The sequence below is a fragment of the Thalassotalea psychrophila genome (genome assembly GCF_031583595.1).
In the GTDB taxonomy this organism is placed as follows: Bacteria; Pseudomonadota; Gammaproteobacteria; order Enterobacterales; family Alteromonadaceae; genus Thalassotalea_A; species Thalassotalea_A psychrophila.
This window is the reverse complement of the sequence record NZ_CP134145.1, coordinates 3535604-3550780: the sequence shown is the minus strand read 5'-3', so window position 1 is coordinate 3550780 and position 15177 is coordinate 3535604. Positions and strand designations below refer to the sequence as shown.

Below are 15177 nucleotides of genomic sequence, written 5' to 3'. Positions count from 1 at the left end.
TACTAAAAATTTAATGAGCCAGGAAATTACAATGACATCAAACATTACAAAATTAAGCCAAGACGAAAACGTTATTAACGCGGCAGAGTCAATTCGTAAGGCTCATGAAAGCGGCATACCTTGTGCACCAGTTCGCGATTTATTAGCAGATAAATGCTTAGAGTCAGCTTATGCCGTACAACAAATTAATACTCAGCACTGGCAGCAAGCAGGGCGTCGCACAGTTGGTGTAAAAGCAGGCTTAACCTCTAAATCGGTACAGAGCCAATTAGGCGTTGATCAACCTGACTTTGGTGTGCTTTACGCCGACATGTTTATTGGTGATGGTGAAACCGTTGCGATAGATGCTGTGTTGCAACCAAAAGTTGAAGCCGAAATAGCCCTTGTTTTAAAAAACGATATTGATGTTGTTAACCCAACAATAGTCGACATTATTAACGCTACCGCTTATGCCTTACCTGCAATTGAAATTGTAGGCAGCCGTATTGCTGAGTGGAATATCAATATTGTTGACACTATTGCTGATAACGCATCATCAGGGTTATTTGTTTTAGGTAGCAAACCCGTTGCTTTATCTGATTTAGATTTACGTTTATGCGGCATGGTTATGGAACGTCGCGGTGAGCAAGTGTCTACCGGTGCTGGTCAAGCTTGTTTAGGTAATCCATTAAATGCAGCGGTATGGCTGGCGAAAACGTTTGTTGAAAATGGCACACCATTAAAAGCTGGCGACATTATTTTAACTGGCGCCTTAGGCCCAATGGTACAAGTAGCACCAGGTGATGTGATTGATACTCGCATTTCAGGTTTAGGCTCTGTACGTGTTGCCTTTGCTGCTAGCCAAAGTGAGGAAAACTAGAATGACCAATTCAAATGAAAGCGCAAATAGCAAAGTTAAAGTAGCCATTATAGGCTCAGGTAATATTGGTACTGATCTAATGATCAAAATACTACGTACGTCTAAAAATTTAGAAATGGCCGCTATGGTTGGTATTGACCCCGACTCAGATGGTTTAGCCAGAGCAAAACGTTTAGGGGTAGCTACAACTCATGAAGGCATTAATGGCTTAGTCAACTTGGCTGAATTTGCAGACATTAAAATAGTGTTTGATGCAACATCGGCGAATGCACATAAACATCATAATGAAATACTGCAACAACATAACAAGCAAGTTATCGATTTAACGCCTGCAGCTATTGGCCCGTACACAGTGCCGGTGGTAAACATTGAAGCCAACCTTGAACAAGGTAATGTGAATATGGTGACTTGTGGTGGTCAAGCGACTATCCCAATGGTTGCAGCCATTAGTGAACTTGCCAAAGTACATTACGCTGAAATTGTCGCGTCAATTTCATCAAAATCGGCCGGTCCAGGTACACGAGCAAACATTGATGAATTCACCCAAACAACCTCTCGTGCTATTGAACAAGTAGGCGGTGCTGCAAAAGGTAAAGCAATTATCATCATGAATCCGGCTGAGCCACCAATGATGATGCGTGACACGGTTTTGGTTTTGAGTGAGTTACCTGAAGATGCCGGTACCACAGAAGCCGATATTCAAGGGGCGGTTGAGAGCATGGTCGCTAAAGTACAATCTTATGTTCCTGGCTATCGTTTAAAGCAGCAAGTGCAGTTTGAGCGTTTTGAAAAAAATGCACCTCTGCATATACCTGGTTATGGCGACTTTTCTGGCCTTAAATCATCGGTATTTTTAGAAGTTGAAGGCGCTGCACATTACCTTCCTGCTTACGCTGGCAATTTAGACATTATGACCTCAGCGGCACAAGGCACGGCTGAGCGCATTGCCGAGTGTAAGTTTATCAATAGCCAAACAATTAGCGTACCTGCTTAAGGATTTATTATGACTAACTCTACTGCTCATTTAACTGAGAACGCAGATGCGAAAAAATTATACATTCAAGACGTAACATTACGCGATGGCATGCATGCTATTCGTCATAAGTACTCAATTGATCATGTGCAAGCAATTGCTAAAGCTATCGATAAAGCTGGTGTTGATGCAATTGAAGTTGCTCACGGTGACGGTTTAGGCGGTTCTAGTTTTAACTACGGCTTTGGTGCACATACCGACAAAGAGTGGATTGAAGCGGTTAATGATGTAATTGAAAACACCAAATTAACTACCTTAATTTTACCCGGTATTGCAGTTAAAGAAGATTTGAAATGGGCTTGGGACAGTGGTGTTCGTTCAGTAAGAGTAGCAACGCATTGTACTGAAGCTGATGTTGCTAAACAGCATATTGAATACGCCAGAGAACTTGGTATGGATACATGTGGTTTCTTAATGATGTCTCATATGAGTGAACCTGAAGCATTAGCACAACAAGCCAAATTGATGGAATCATACGGTGCTCAATGCGTTTACATTACCGACTCTGGTGGTGCAATGAATATGGATGATATTGCTGCTCGCGCCAAAGCTTACAAAGCTGTATTAAAGCCTGAAACCGAACTTGGTATTCATGCGCATCATAACTTATCACTAGGTGTGGCAAATTCTATTGTTGCCGCTCAACACGGTGTTACTCGTATTGATGCCTCACTTGCAGGTATGGGAGCTGGGGCGGGTAATGCTCCTTTAGAAGTATTCATTGCCGCTGCAGCTCGCCTTGGTTGGGACCATGGAACTGATCTTTATACCTTAATGGATGCTGCCGATGAGTTAGTTCGTCCATTACAAGATAGACCTGTGCAAGTGGACAGAGAAACATTATCACTTGGTTATGCAGGAGTGTATTCAAGCTTCTTACGCCACGCTGAACATGCGGCTAAAACATACGGCTTAGATACTCGAGAAATACTAGTAGAGCTTGGCAACCGCAAAATGGTCGGTGGCCAGGAAGATATGATCGTTGATGTTGCATTAGATTTACTTAAGCAGAAAAAACAGCAAGCAAACCAAATTAAGCAGAGAGCATAACTATGAATGACGTAACCTTTGACACAAAAATATCAAGCTTAGCTAAGCAGGTTGATGATGCTGCATTTAATGCTACTGCTATTGCTCAGTTATCAAGCCAAGGTCATCACTTGTCACTTATTGAAGCGTACCAAGTACAAGATGAATCATTACAGCGTCGTCTTGATCGCGGTGAAAAGCAAGTTGGTATCAAAATGGGCTTTACCAGTCGCGCAAAAATGATCCAAATGGGAGTTGATGACCTAATTTGGGGACCACTAACTGATGAAATGTTTATTGAAGAAGGTGGTGAAGTTGAATTCAGTAAATTCATTCACGCCAGAGTTGAACCTGAAATTGCTTTTTTATTGAAAAAACCATTAAGCGGCAACTTAACACTTACAGAAGTGATGGCTGCTGTTGAAGCTGTTGCACCAGCATTAGAAATAATTGATTCGCGTTATGACAATTTTAAATTTTCCCTAGAAGATGTGGTTGCTGACAACTGTTCATCTTCTGGTTTCACCATAGGTGCATGGCAACAGGCGGGCGGTGATTTATCTAATTTAGGCATGGTGATGGAGTTTGATGGCGAAGCTATTGAAATAGGCTCGAGCGCTGCCATTTTAGGTAATCCATATCGCTCATTAGCTGCGGCTGCACGTGTTGCTGGTGAAGCCGGAAAAGTGTTACCCGCAGGCTCAATTGTATTAGCAGGTGCTGCAACTGCGGCACAACCAATTAAGCAAGGTCTGCACGTTAAATTGCATTGTGAAAAATTAGGGATTGCTGAATTTACTGTTGCCTAATTTACAGTTGCGAAGGTAATAGCTTACGAATTTTAAGGTTAAAAAGATGACTACAACAAATATAAACAATGCGGCAGACAGCCAGGTAATTGCTGGTAAAGCCAAACCTCGCGGTAAGTTTCCGCATTATAAACGTGCGGGTGATTTTATTTACGTTTCGGGCACGAGTTCACGCTTACCTGACAATAGTTTTGTCGGTGTTGAAGTTGATGAAATGGGCGCGACAAATTTATCGATAAAGGCACAAACGAGAGCCGTAATTGACAACATTGGCGAAATTTTAAAAGCCGCTGGCGCAGATTTATCTAACGTGGTTGAAGTCAGTAGTTACTTGGTAAATATGAATGATTTTGCTGGTTATAACCAAGTATACAGTGAGTATTTTAATGAATCAGGACCTGCTAGAACAACAGTCGCTGTGCATCAATTACCGCACCCACATTTGTTAATAGAAATAAAAGTTGTTGCTTACAAACCGCTTTAAAAAAACAAAACATTAGTGACAATATTTGAATTTAGGAGTTAAGCATGAGTAACGAATTAATTGACAGTGTAAGCAGTTTACGTGGCTTTAATTTTCAACAGTGGCTGCAAGAACATGAACACTTATTAAAACCACCAGTGAATAACAAATTGATTTGGGAAGATGCCGATCTGATGGTCACCGTAGTTGGCGGTCCAAATGAACGTTACGACTATCATGTTGACCCGGTTGAAGAGTTTTTCTACCAATTTAAAGGTAATGCTTTTTTACGCATTATGACCTCTAAAGGCCCAGAAGAAGTACACCTAAAAGAAGGTGATATTTTCTTATTACCGCCATTTGTACGCCACTCACCTCAGCGTCCAGAAGAAGGCAGTTTATGTTTAGTTATTGAGCCCAAACGTCCTGAAGGCGCTAAAGATGCCTTCGAGTGGTATTGCCAAGAGTGCAATCACTTAGTACATCGTGCAGAGCTGACATTAAAAAATATTTCGAAAGATTTACAGCCTGTATTTAAAACATTTGCCAGTGATGAGTCACTTCGAAAATGTCCAAGTTGTAATGCCATACACCCAGCATAAATAACATAGAAAAACAGTCAATATTGACCCGATAACATAACTATCTCGATAAAAATAATTGACTCGATAAAAATTGAATAAAGGAAATATCATGCCAGTAGTAGATATGCACACCCACTTTTTGCCAAAGCAATGGCCTGATTTAGCTGAAAAATTTGGCGGCGGCGAATGGCCATCAATGAGACATACCACACCAGGTAAAGCAATGTTAATGCAAGGTGGTAAAGATTTTCGCCCTGTTTATGAAGCGTGTTGGGATCCGGCCGTACGATTAGCCGAGATGGATCGAGATAATGTTGATATTCAAATAATGAGTGCCACACCAATTTTGTTTTCTTATGCTAAACAAGCAAAACATGCCCATGAATGTGCAAAAATATTTAATGATTTAGCGTTAGACATTTGTAGCCATGACAACAATCGTTTGAAAGCGCTAGCACAAGTGCCTTTACAAGATATCGATAAATCTTGTGAAGAAGTTAGTCGCGCCGTTAAAAATGGTCATGTTGGTGTACAAATTGGTAATCATGTTGGCGATAAAAACCTTGATAACGAAGGTCTCGTAACATTTTTACAGCATTGTGCCAGTGAAAATATTCCTGTACTAGTACACCCTTGGGACATGCTTGGTGGTGACCGTATGCCTAAGTACATGTTGCAATGGTTAGTTGCAATGCCGGCTGAAACTCAATTATCAATTTTATCATTAATTTTGTCGGGGGCATTTGAGCGAATTTCAAAAGATTTAAAACTATGTTTTGCACATGGTGGCGGAAGTTTCGCATTTCAAATTGGTCGAGTAGATAATGCTTGGAAACATCGCGATATTGTTCGCGAAGATTGTCCTAACTTGCCATCATCTTATTGTGATCGTTTTTCTGTAGATTCTGCCGTATTCAGTGATGATTCATTGCAACTATTAACGAATGTTATGGGTGATGATCGAGTAATGCTTGGCTCTGATTCACCATTTCCATTAGGTGAACAACGCGTGGGGACGTTAGTACGCGAAAATAAAATGCTATCTGAAACCTCTAAGCAAAAGATCCTCGGAGCTAATGCTGCTTCATTCTTTAATTTATAAGCTTTGTAAATTGCTATAGAATTGATAATAGAAGTTTTAGATTAAATATTAAGGTTGAACGTGAAGAACATTAACTTTGCAAACAAAGAAATAAGCCCATCCAAAGTAGTGTGTATTGGCAGAAACTATGTTGATCATATTCATGAGTTAGGCAATGAAGTACCCGACAATATGGTGGTATTCAATAAGCCTAATTCAGCAATATCAACAGAGTTGCATTCCTTTCATCAAGAACAGTTACACTATGAAGGTGAGCTATGTTTCTTAGTTAAAGGTGGTGAATTTGTTGCTGTAGGTTTTGGCCTTGATTTAACCAAACGAGGTTTGCAGTCAAAACTTAAAGCTAAAGGCTTACCTTGGGAACGTGCTAAATCATTTAATGGCGCTGCAGTATTGAGTGACTTTGTTGCCATAGATTCTATTGATGATAATTTGTATCTAGAATTAACTATTGATAGCGAATTAGTACAGCAAGGTGGAGTGTCGCTGATGATGTATAAGCCGAATGAAATCTTAAAAGAACTGAAAACCTTTATGGATCTAGAAGATGGAGATGTGGTTATGACAGGCACACCTAAAGGCGTAGGTGAAGTTAGAAAAGGCTCTCATTTTAAAGGAAAGGTAATCAACGGAACGGAAACTTTGTTGGCTAAATCTTGGCATGCAGTATAGAGTCATTGTATGAATTACATATTAGTAATTCATACAATGATTTTCATTCAAACCGATTAGGCCGGTGAAATAATAAAGTGTTCGTTTTCTATAAGTTAGCAAAGTTATTTTTGATTTCAATTGCACTACTAGTGTTTTTAACTCTTAATTTGGGCTGCGCAGATCCTAAATTTGCACATCAAACTGATGATCAGAACACTTTTCGAATTATGTCTTTTAATATCCGTGTTCCTAACGATAAATTTCCTAATAATTGGATACTAAGAAGGCACTTGGTTGATAACGTACTGCACAAACATCAACCGGATATTATCGGTTTTCAGGAAATGAAAATCGAACAAAGAGAGTACTTGCTTACATTACACCCTCAGTACATTGATATCGGCAGAGGCCGAAATAAAGATGGTAGTGGTGAGGCCAGCCCAATATTTATTAATCATAAAAGGTTTGAGTTGCTTGCCTCCGATACTGAATGGTACTCAGACACTCCACAAATTCCAGGAAGTTCACATTGGGGCAATAAACATTTACGAAACTTTAGTTGGGCAAAGTTACTAGACAAATACACCCAAAGGTCGATGGTTATATACAACAGCCATTGGGGATATAGTCAAAAGTTTCATCAAAAAGCAGCTAAATTGTTACTTGAGAAGATTGGTGGTTCAGCTGTAAATATGCCGGTATTTATTATTGGTGATTTTAATGCATTACCAAATTTTAAAGGCTTGGCATTACTCACAAAACCGAGCAAAGAACAGACATTGGCTGATACATGGCGAGAAACCAGTGTAGATAAGCAAGGCTTTACTTTTCATGATTTTACTGGCGTCGGTTACAAACGATTAGATTATATTTTTGCCAATCAATACATTAAAACTATTGAGCCAACCACGGTCATTAAAGATACTTGGTATAAGCGTTGGCCTTCCGATCATTTTCCGGTAATGGGAAAATTTAAAATCCATTAACCACCAATAAATTTAACTTTAAAGCCGTTTTTTTCTAAAACGCTTTTAATAACATCCCGCTTATCACCTTGAATCTCAATTACTTCACCAACAACAGTACCACCCGTACCACAGGTTTGCTTAAGCTTTTTAGCTAACACTTTTAACGCTTTAGCTTCCAACCCTAAACCAGTTATCGTCACTACACCTTTACCTTTACGGCCTTTGGTTTCTCGGCGCACATGAGCAAAACCATCTGATGGAGTAACATCCATTTCTGGCTTTTCTTCTTTTACTCGACCACCATCGGTTGAATAAACAAGGTTAGATAATTGATCTTGTAGTGATGACATTGTGACATTCCAAAAATAAAGTATAAGTATTATATAGTATTTAGATCGCAGTATTAGAACAAATTTTGAAACAATTAACTACGTCATCCTAGAGGATCATAAGCGACATCAAGGACCTCCTGCAGTTTATAACGAGCATGGAAACAACACATCTTGGAAACAACACATCTTGGAAACAAAAAAGCCTGCCAATTGGCAAGCTTTCTAAGAATAATAATAGATCCCGTTCATCAACGGAACGACGCTAATGCATCGATATTATAAAGCGCTTTCTAACTCTGGAAGAGCATCGAATAAGTCTGCAACTAAACCGTAATCAGCAACTTGGAAGATAGGCGCTTCAGGATCTTTGTTGATTGCAACAATAACCTTAGAGTCTTTCATACCAGCTAAATGCTGAATTGCACCTGAAATACCTACAGCAATGTATAGGTCTGGAGCAACTATTTTACCTGTTTGACCAACTTGCATGTCGTTAGGAACGAAACCAGCATCAACAGCAGCACGTGAAGCACCAATTGCTGCGCCAAGTTTGTCGGCAATGCCGTCAAGAAGTTGGAAGTTCTCTCCGTTTTGCATACCGCGACCACCAGAGATAACTACGCTAGCAGCACCTAAGTCAGGGCGTTCAGAAACAGTAAGCTCGGCACCTACATAACTTGAAGTGCCAGCATCTGTAACATTGCTTAACGCAACAACTTCAGCAGAGCCTGTAGCTTCTACTGCATCAAAACCTGTAGAGCGAACAGTGATAACTTTAGTTGCATCTAAAGATTGTACAGTTGCAATAGCGTTACCAGCATAGATAGGACGAACAAATGTATCGGCACTTTCTACAGCAATGATTTCAGATATTTGCGCAACATCTAAAAGAGCAGCAACACGTGGCATAAAGTTTTTACCAGTTGTTGAAGCATTTGCTAAAATGTGGCTGTAATCACCAGCTAATTCTGTGATTAATAAACTTACGTTTTCAGCAAGTTGATTTTCGTATGCAGCGTTATCAGCAACTAGCACTTTGCTAACGCCAGCAGCTTTAGCCGCTTCTTCTGCAGCAACGCCACAGTTAGCACCAGCAACTAGTACGTGAATATCACCACCAATTGCAGCAGCAGCTGCAACAGTTTTTAATGTGTCAGCCTTAAGGCTTGCATTGTCATGTTCTGCAATTACTAAAATAGACATTAGATCACCTTCGCTTCATTTTTTAATTTTTCTACTAACTCTTCGATTGACTCAACAATTATGCCAGCTTGACGCTCTGCAGGAGGAGTAACTTTAACCAACGTAGTACGAGGGCTTAAATCGATACCGAAATCAGCAGCTGTTTTAACATCTAGAGGCTTACGTTTAGCTTTCATAATGTTAGGAAGAGATGCATAACGTGGCTCGTTCAAACGTAAATCGGTAGTAACGATAGCTGGAAGGGTAAGAGCAACAGTTTGTAAGCCGCCATCTACTTCACGAGTAACGTTAACGTTATCGCCATCAACTTTAACGATTGATGCAAATGTACCTTGTGGCATACCAGTTAGAGCACCTAACATTTGGCCAGTTTGGTTATTGTCTGAGTCAATTGCTTGCTTACCAAGTAAAACAAGTTGTGGCTGCTCTTCTTCAACAACTTTTTGTAAAAGTTTAGCAACGTTAATTGAATCTAGATTTTGGTCTGTATCAATTTGAATCGCACGATCAGCACCTAATGCTAATGCAGTACGTAATTGTTCTTGGCAAGATTTGTCACCAATAGATACAGCAACAATTTCAGTTGCAATGCCTGCTTCTTTTAAACGAACGGCTTCTTCAACTGCAATTTCACAGAATGGGTTGATTGCCATTTTAACGTTGGTTAAATCAACGTTTGAATTATCAGGCTTAACACGAACCTTGACGTTATAGTCAATTACGCGCTTGATAGGAACAAGTACTTTCATAGTGACCTCTGTTATTACCAATTAATGGTAGTTAAATCTTGTTGTATTGTATTTATATTAAAATAATAATGGTAAAATTAAAACAAGTGTTTTAAATTATTTAAACGGATGTTTTAAGTTATTACTCAAAATTAATATCTTTGATGGTGCAAAAGATTACTCACTGCATTACAAAACGTCAATGTTAACTTACATAAAAAGTGCTTTTTGGCAACATTATTACCTAATTTGCATAGGTTTGGTGTTCATTAAATGCTATAAATAGCGTATTAAAAATTTTAGAAACAAAATATAAGTAATAAGGGGAATCGCGTGGAACGTGAATCGATGGAATTTGATGTTGTAATCGTGGGTGCAGGCCCATCTGGTTTATCTACAGCATGTAAATTAATGCAAATGGCACAAGAAAAAGACCAAGAGTTAATGGTTTGTGTTGTTGAGAAAGGCTCTGAAGTTGGTGCTCACATTCTTTCTGGTGCGGTACTTGAGCCTCGTTCGATGAATGAGCTTTTTCCTGATTGGAAAGAACGCGGTGCGCCACTTAATACGCCAGTTAACGGCGATGACATTTATTTATTAAATAGTAGCGAGAAAGGTATTAAATTACCTGGTTTCGCTGTTCCTAAGACTATGCATAACGATGGCAACTACATTGTTTCTATGGGTAATGTTTGTCGATGGTTAGCAGAACAAGCAGAAGGCATGGGCGTTGAGATATTCCCTGGTTTCCCTGCGCAAGACGTGATTTATGAAGACGGTAAAGTTGCCGGCATTATCACTGGCGACATGGGCTTGGATGCTGAAGGTAACCAGAAAGATTCATACATGCCAGGCATGGAGTTACGTGCTAAATACACAGTGTTTGCTGAAGGTTGTCGTGGTCATTTAGGTAAAGAGCTAATAAGCAAGTTCAACTTAGATGCTGATAAACAACCACAACACTACGGTATTGGTTTTAAAGAAATTTGGGATATTGACCCAGAACTTCATCAAGAAGGTTTAGTTGTTCATACTGCTGGTTGGCCACTTGAAGGTGATACAACAGGTGGTGGTTATTTATATCACGCTGAAAACAACCAAGTATTTGTTGGTTTAATCATTGATTTAAATTATTCAAACCCGCATTTAAGCCCGTTTGATGAATTTCAAAAATTAAAGCATCACCCAAAATTTTCACAATACCTTAAAGGTGGTAAACGTGTATCTTACGGTGCCCGAGCTATTGCTAAAGGTGGCTTTAACTCACTACCTAAAATGACTATGCCTGGTGCTGTTTTGGTTGGTTGTGATGCTGGTACGATTAACTTTGCCAAAATCAAAGGTAACCACACTGCAATGAAGTCAGGCATGTTAGCCGGTGAAACTATTTTTAATGCTATTGCTGGCGGTGATGAAGGTGGTAATGATTTAACTGCTTACACTGACAACTTTAAAGCATCATGGTTATATGATGAGTTATACAATACTCGTAACTTTGGTGCAGTAATGCATAAGCTAGGTACGTTCTTAGGTGGTGCTTACAATACCTTAGATCAAAACTTCTTTGGCGGTAAATTGCCATTTAACTTTTCTGATAACAGCTATGATCATGAATCATTAAAACTTGCTTCAGAATGTGCTGTAATTAATTACGCTAAGCCAGATGGTGTACTTAGTTTTGATAAATTGAGCTCGGTATTCTTATCAAATACTAACCACGAAGAAGAGCAGCCTTGCCACTTAAAGCTTGCTGATATGAATATTCCAATTTCAGTAAACTTAGCTAAGTTCGCAGAGCCTGCACAACGTTATTGTCCAGCAGGTGTTTACGAAATAGAAGAAGATGAAGCAGGTGAGAAGAAGTTCGTGATCAACTCACAAAACTGTATCCACTGTAAAACTTGTGATATTAAAGACCCAAGCCAAAACATTACTTGGGTTACACCAGAAGGCACCGGTGGACCGAATTACCCGAATATGTAATTCAACATATTTACATATAAAAAGCGCCTGCGGCGCTTTTTTTGTTTATGAAAAATACCATAACTCCTCTTTCACATATTAACAATGTAGCGTAGAACGCATATATGTGATGAAAGAGGGATTTTCATCTCATTGTCCGCTCTCTTATTTTAATACTTCATTTTCTTTTGTTAGCGACTAAGCATTAAATTTACTATTTCTCATTGTTACAATTTCGATACACAGTAGTGCTTTTTAATTGTTAAAAACTTGCTATAAATAACGGGTAAGCAATTAATAATAAAAATAAAGAAGTTATCTATGTCAGAACATAATATAAAAAGAATTAATGAATTAGCCGATAAAATAATTACCGGCAAAATTAATCGTCAGGAAGATGAAGAGTTTAAAGCCCTGTATGCACTATATCGCAGTCAAAAGTAAATCCGGCTTTGAATTGTCGAGGTCAAATTTAATGTAAACGCCCTGTTTGACATTAAAAACTCCTACATATTTTACTGTATTGAAACTAGCTATTCTCGCTTTCAAATTGACCAATAGCTTTGTCTAAATGCTTATCAATAAATAGTAATGATAGCGGCCTAAGCACAATATAATAACCTACCAAAACAAAGACCAAAGGTACTAAAAAGTACCATGACTCGACATTAGCCAGCATAAAGAATGGTGGTATTAAAATTGCCATTTTCAATAGGTTTAATACAAATTTGGCTAAAGGCGACAACTTGGCCGTAGCTAAATTAATAATTTGTTGGCGACTGCGAAAATCAAATGTTTGCAGTTGTGGAAATTGATTTGAAGAAAAATAGAATTTCATGGTCTATCGTCTAAAATAAATGAGACAACTATTGTATCAAAGTCAAAACTTGTCGCAAACTAATAAAAAGTTATGTTAATAGAGTGAAAGTTGAACTAAAACAACCTTATTATACAATTAATAAGTACCTTATTAATTTGATCTTTGTTAGAATTGCGCCAATTTTTTAAACAGGTTAATAAAAATGAATGTAATTGAAGGCTCATTTGTAGCGTCTGGCAAAAAGTTTGCCATTGTTGTTTCACGTTTTAACAGCTTCGTAGTAGAAAGCTTATTAGAAGGTGCAGTTGACGCACTTAAACGTCACGGTAATGTTGCGGATGCAGATATTACTATTGTTCGTGTTCCTGGTGCATATGAGTTACCTGTTGCAGCAAAACGTATTGCTGCTAAAGGCGGTTATGACGCAGTTATTGCTATTGGCGCAGTAATTCGTGGTGGCACACCACACTTTGATTTTGTTGCTGGCGAATGTAACAAAGGTTTAGCACAAGTTGCGATGGAATTTGATATCCCAGTTGCATTTGGTGTTATTACAGTAGATTCAATTGAACAAGCGATCGAACGTTCTGGTACCAAAGCGGGTAATAAAGGTGCAGAAGCAGCTTTAAGTGCCTTAGAAATGGTTAACGTTTTAGATCAACTATAGGCGGAAAGCTTAGTGAAACCAACTCCTAGAAGAAAAGCCCGTGAAATTGCTGTACAAGCAATTTATTCATGGCAATTATCACAAAACGATATTAGTGAAATAGAAGCAAATTTTATTGCAGATAACGCTAAACGCCGTTTTGAGGCAGCATATTTTTCACAATTATTACGTGGTGTTGCTACTCACGTAGGTGAAATTGATGACGCTATTCGACCATTAGTTGATCGTCCTCTTGAAGACGTCGATCAAATTGAAAAAGCTATTCTACGAGTTGGTGTTTTTGAACTTCGTGATTGTAAAGAAGTTCCTTATAAAGTCGTTATTAACGAAGCTATTGAACTTGCAAAAGCATTTGCAACTGACGATAGTCACAAATTTGTAAATGGCGTACTTGATAAAGTCGTTAAAACATTTCGTCCAGAAGAATAACACTTGAAAGAATTTGAACTGATCAAAGAGTTCTTTACTGCTCAGCCTGTGAGCCGTAAAGATGTAGCTATGGGAATAGGTGACGATTGTGCACTTATTCGAGCAAACGATAATAAACTTATCGCTGTTACCACCGACACCTTAGTTGCCGGTGTTCATTTTCCTTTAAATACCCCTGCACGTGCAGTTGGGCATAAAGCGGTAGCGGTAAACTTAAGTGACATTGCTGCTATGGGGGCTGAACCTGCTTGGATCTCCGTTGCTATAACCTTACCTGAAGTTGATGAAGAGTGGTTGCGTGAATTTACTGCTGGTATGTTTGAGTTAACCGAATACTTCAACGTGCAACTTATTGGTGGTGATACCACACAAGGGCCATTAAGTATAACCATTACCGCGCAAGGTTTAGTACCTGAAGATAAAGCACTTTGTCGAAATGGTGCACAAAATGGCGATTACTTGTTTGTTACCGGTGATTTCGGTGATGCTGGTCTAGCACTCGCTGCGATTAATGGTCAAATTAAATTAAATGAAACTGATTTTGCTAGAGTAAAAGCGAAGCTCGATTATCCACAACCACAAGTGCTGGTTGGGCAAATGATCAGAGAGTTTGCTACTTCTGCAATCGATGTTTCTGATGGCCTGTTAGCCGATTTAGGCCATATCTGCCGAGCATCTACACTAGGTGTTGCTATAAATGTTGAAGATATTCCTTTATCAAAAGCACTGACTGATAATTTAAGTGCTGAAGATGCAATAAATATGGCATTAACCTCAGGCGACGATTACCAATTAATTTTCTCAGTACCGGCAACGAACAAAGTCGGTATAGAAACAGCTATGGCCCATGCTAATGTTGCGTTTAATTGTATAGGGCAATTAAATACCTCTGAAGAAATTAATCTTACTTATAAGAAGAAACCATTTGTGGTTAAAAAAGTAGGCTTTGAACATTTTTCAGTGAAAGCTTAAAACGCTGAGCAAAAATACTAACCGATAATACTAACCGAGCAAATAATGACTAAAAAAAGCGCCAGTGAATTATTTAATATAAAAGATCCTGTGCATTTTTTAGCGTTAGGTTTTGGTAGCGGCTTAAGCCCAAAAGCCCCTGGTACTATGGGTACACTAGCTGCTATTCCCTTGTACCTATTATGCTCACAACTTTCTTTAAACGTATTTATCGCAATAACTGTTTTTATTTCAATCGTAGGGATTTGGATCTGTGACAAAGCATCAAAAGACGCTGGCGTACACGATCATGGTGCAATTGTATGGGATGAAATCGCCGGTTTCTTCATTACCATGATAGCTGTTCCTGCTACTTGGCAAACAATAATTGTAGGCTTTATCTTCTTTCGTATTCTCGATATCGCCAAACCTTGGCCAATATCTATTGCAGACAAAAAAGTCGGCGGCGGCTTTGGCATCATGCTAGACGACATTATCGCAGGCATTCTGGCTTGTGTGTTGATGCATTTAATCTTTTAAGTTTAAGCACTCCATATTAACCTATACCTCCTTTGTTATTGCAT

The 15177-nt window shown here is 38.9% G+C and carries 19 protein-coding genes; 15 read left to right on the top strand and 4 right to left on the bottom strand.

What is annotated here, in order from left to right; genetic code table 11:
* Window positions 1-31 precede the first annotated feature (31 nt).
* The 9 genes from RGQ13_RS14555 to RGQ13_RS14515 all read left to right on the top strand — a co-directional run bounded on the left by RGQ13_RS14555 (window position 32) and on the right by RGQ13_RS14515 (window position 7519).
* Window positions 32-859 carry a 2-keto-4-pentenoate hydratase gene (locus RGQ13_RS14555; protein ID WP_348390470.1) on the top strand — a complete coding sequence of 276 codons (828 nt, stop codon included), beginning with the start codon at window positions 32-34 and terminating at the stop codon, window positions 857-859.
* A 1-nt stretch (window position 860) separates the two neighbouring features.
* Entirely contained in the window at window positions 861-1853 is a 993-nt protein-coding gene (locus RGQ13_RS14550) for an acetaldehyde dehydrogenase (acetylating) (protein WP_348390469.1), read from the top strand.
* Window positions 1854-1862: 9 nt separating this feature from the next.
* Window positions 1863-2942 (top strand): 4-hydroxy-2-oxovalerate aldolase, encoded by a 1080-nt coding sequence (gene dmpG / locus RGQ13_RS14545; RefSeq protein ID WP_348390468.1) that lies wholly within the window; start codon window positions 1863-1865, stop codon window positions 2940-2942.
* 2 nt (window positions 2943-2944) lie between these two features.
* Window positions 2945-3730 carry a 2-keto-4-pentenoate hydratase gene (locus RGQ13_RS14540; RefSeq protein ID WP_348390467.1) on the top strand — a complete coding sequence of 262 codons (786 nt, stop codon included), beginning with the start codon at window positions 2945-2947 and terminating at the stop codon, window positions 3728-3730.
* 46 nt (window positions 3731-3776) lie between these two features.
* Window positions 3777-4214 (top strand): RidA family protein, encoded by a 438-nt coding sequence (locus RGQ13_RS14535; RefSeq protein ID WP_348390466.1) that lies wholly within the window; start codon window positions 3777-3779, stop codon window positions 4212-4214.
* Between the two features lie 44 nt (window positions 4215-4258).
* Window positions 4259-4795 (top strand): 3-hydroxyanthranilate 3,4-dioxygenase, encoded by a 537-nt coding sequence (locus tag RGQ13_RS14530; protein WP_348390465.1) that lies wholly within the window; start codon window positions 4259-4261, stop codon window positions 4793-4795.
* Between the two features lie 91 nt (window positions 4796-4886).
* Window positions 4887-5879: an amidohydrolase family protein gene (locus RGQ13_RS14525; RefSeq protein ID WP_348390464.1), complete on the top strand. Its 993-nt coding sequence runs from the start codon at window positions 4887-4889 to the stop codon at window positions 5877-5879.
* 60 nt (window positions 5880-5939) lie between these two features.
* Window positions 5940-6551: a fumarylacetoacetate hydrolase family protein gene (locus RGQ13_RS14520; RefSeq protein ID WP_348390463.1), complete on the top strand. Its 612-nt coding sequence runs from the start codon at window positions 5940-5942 to the stop codon at window positions 6549-6551.
* Between the two features lie 209 nt (window positions 6552-6760).
* Window positions 6761-7519, top strand: a complete 759-nt coding sequence (locus tag RGQ13_RS14515) for an endonuclease/exonuclease/phosphatase family protein (protein WP_348390462.1) — start codon at window positions 6761-6763, stop codon at window positions 7517-7519.
* Here RGQ13_RS14515 and RGQ13_RS14510 read toward each other — a convergent pair.
* From RGQ13_RS14510 to RGQ13_RS14500, 3 genes are all read right to left on the bottom strand, one after another.
* Window positions 7516-7851: a translation initiation factor gene (locus RGQ13_RS14510; RefSeq protein ID WP_348390461.1), complete on the bottom strand. Its 336-nt coding sequence runs from the start codon at window positions 7849-7851 to the stop codon at window positions 7516-7518. The genes RGQ13_RS14515 and RGQ13_RS14510 overlap by 4 nt on opposite strands.
* Window positions 7852-8109: 258 nt before the next feature.
* Window positions 8110-9036, bottom strand: coding sequence for an electron transfer flavoprotein subunit alpha/FixB family protein (locus tag RGQ13_RS14505; RefSeq protein ID WP_348390460.1), 927 nt, complete (start codon window positions 9034-9036; stop codon window positions 8110-8112).
* Window positions 9036-9785, bottom strand: a complete 750-nt coding sequence (locus RGQ13_RS14500) for an electron transfer flavoprotein subunit beta/FixA family protein (RefSeq protein WP_348390459.1) — start codon at window positions 9783-9785, stop codon at window positions 9036-9038. Before RGQ13_RS14500 ends, RGQ13_RS14505 begins: the two co-directional genes overlap by 1 nt.
* Window positions 9786-10112: 327 nt before the next feature.
* On the opposite strand from RGQ13_RS14500, the gene RGQ13_RS14495 reads away from it, so the two are divergent.
* Both RGQ13_RS14495 and RGQ13_RS14490 read left to right on the top strand, forming a co-directional pair.
* Complete coding sequence (locus RGQ13_RS14495) at window positions 10113-11747, top strand: electron transfer flavoprotein-ubiquinone oxidoreductase (protein WP_348393411.1); 1635 nt, start codon at window positions 10113-10115, stop codon at window positions 11745-11747.
* A 300-nt stretch (window positions 11748-12047) separates the two neighbouring features.
* Window positions 12048-12170: a hypothetical protein gene (locus tag RGQ13_RS14490; RefSeq protein ID WP_348390458.1), complete on the top strand. Its 123-nt coding sequence runs from the start codon at window positions 12048-12050 to the stop codon at window positions 12168-12170.
* Window positions 12171-12255: 85 nt separating this feature from the next.
* On the opposite strand, the gene RGQ13_RS14485 is transcribed toward RGQ13_RS14490, so the two are convergent.
* Window positions 12256-12564 (bottom strand): DUF6170 family protein, encoded by a 309-nt coding sequence (locus RGQ13_RS14485; RefSeq protein WP_348390457.1) that lies wholly within the window; start codon window positions 12562-12564, stop codon window positions 12256-12258.
* 184 nt (window positions 12565-12748) lie between these two features.
* Between RGQ13_RS14485 and ribH the strand changes: the two genes are divergently transcribed.
* The 4 genes from ribH to RGQ13_RS14465 are packed head-to-tail and all read left to right on the top strand — an operon-like array spanning window position 12749 to window position 15133.
* Window positions 12749-13213, top strand: coding sequence for a 6,7-dimethyl-8-ribityllumazine synthase (ribH, locus tag RGQ13_RS14480; RefSeq protein ID WP_348390456.1), 465 nt, complete (start codon window positions 12749-12751; stop codon window positions 13211-13213).
* A 12-nt stretch (window positions 13214-13225) separates the two neighbouring features.
* Window positions 13226-13642 carry a transcription antitermination factor NusB gene (nusB, locus tag RGQ13_RS14475; RefSeq protein ID WP_348390455.1) on the top strand — a complete coding sequence of 139 codons (417 nt, stop codon included), beginning with the start codon at window positions 13226-13228 and terminating at the stop codon, window positions 13640-13642.
* A 3-nt stretch (window positions 13643-13645) separates the two neighbouring features.
* The gene (gene thiL / locus RGQ13_RS14470) at window positions 13646-14614 is read left to right on the top strand and encodes a thiamine-phosphate kinase (RefSeq protein ID WP_348390454.1); all 969 of its coding nucleotides are present in this window, start codon (window positions 13646-13648) and stop codon (window positions 14612-14614) included.
* Window positions 14615-14659: 45 nt separating this feature from the next.
* Window positions 14660-15133 (top strand): phosphatidylglycerophosphatase A family protein, encoded by a 474-nt coding sequence (locus RGQ13_RS14465; RefSeq protein ID WP_348390453.1) that lies wholly within the window; start codon window positions 14660-14662, stop codon window positions 15131-15133.
* Window positions 15134-15177 lie beyond the last annotated feature (44 nt).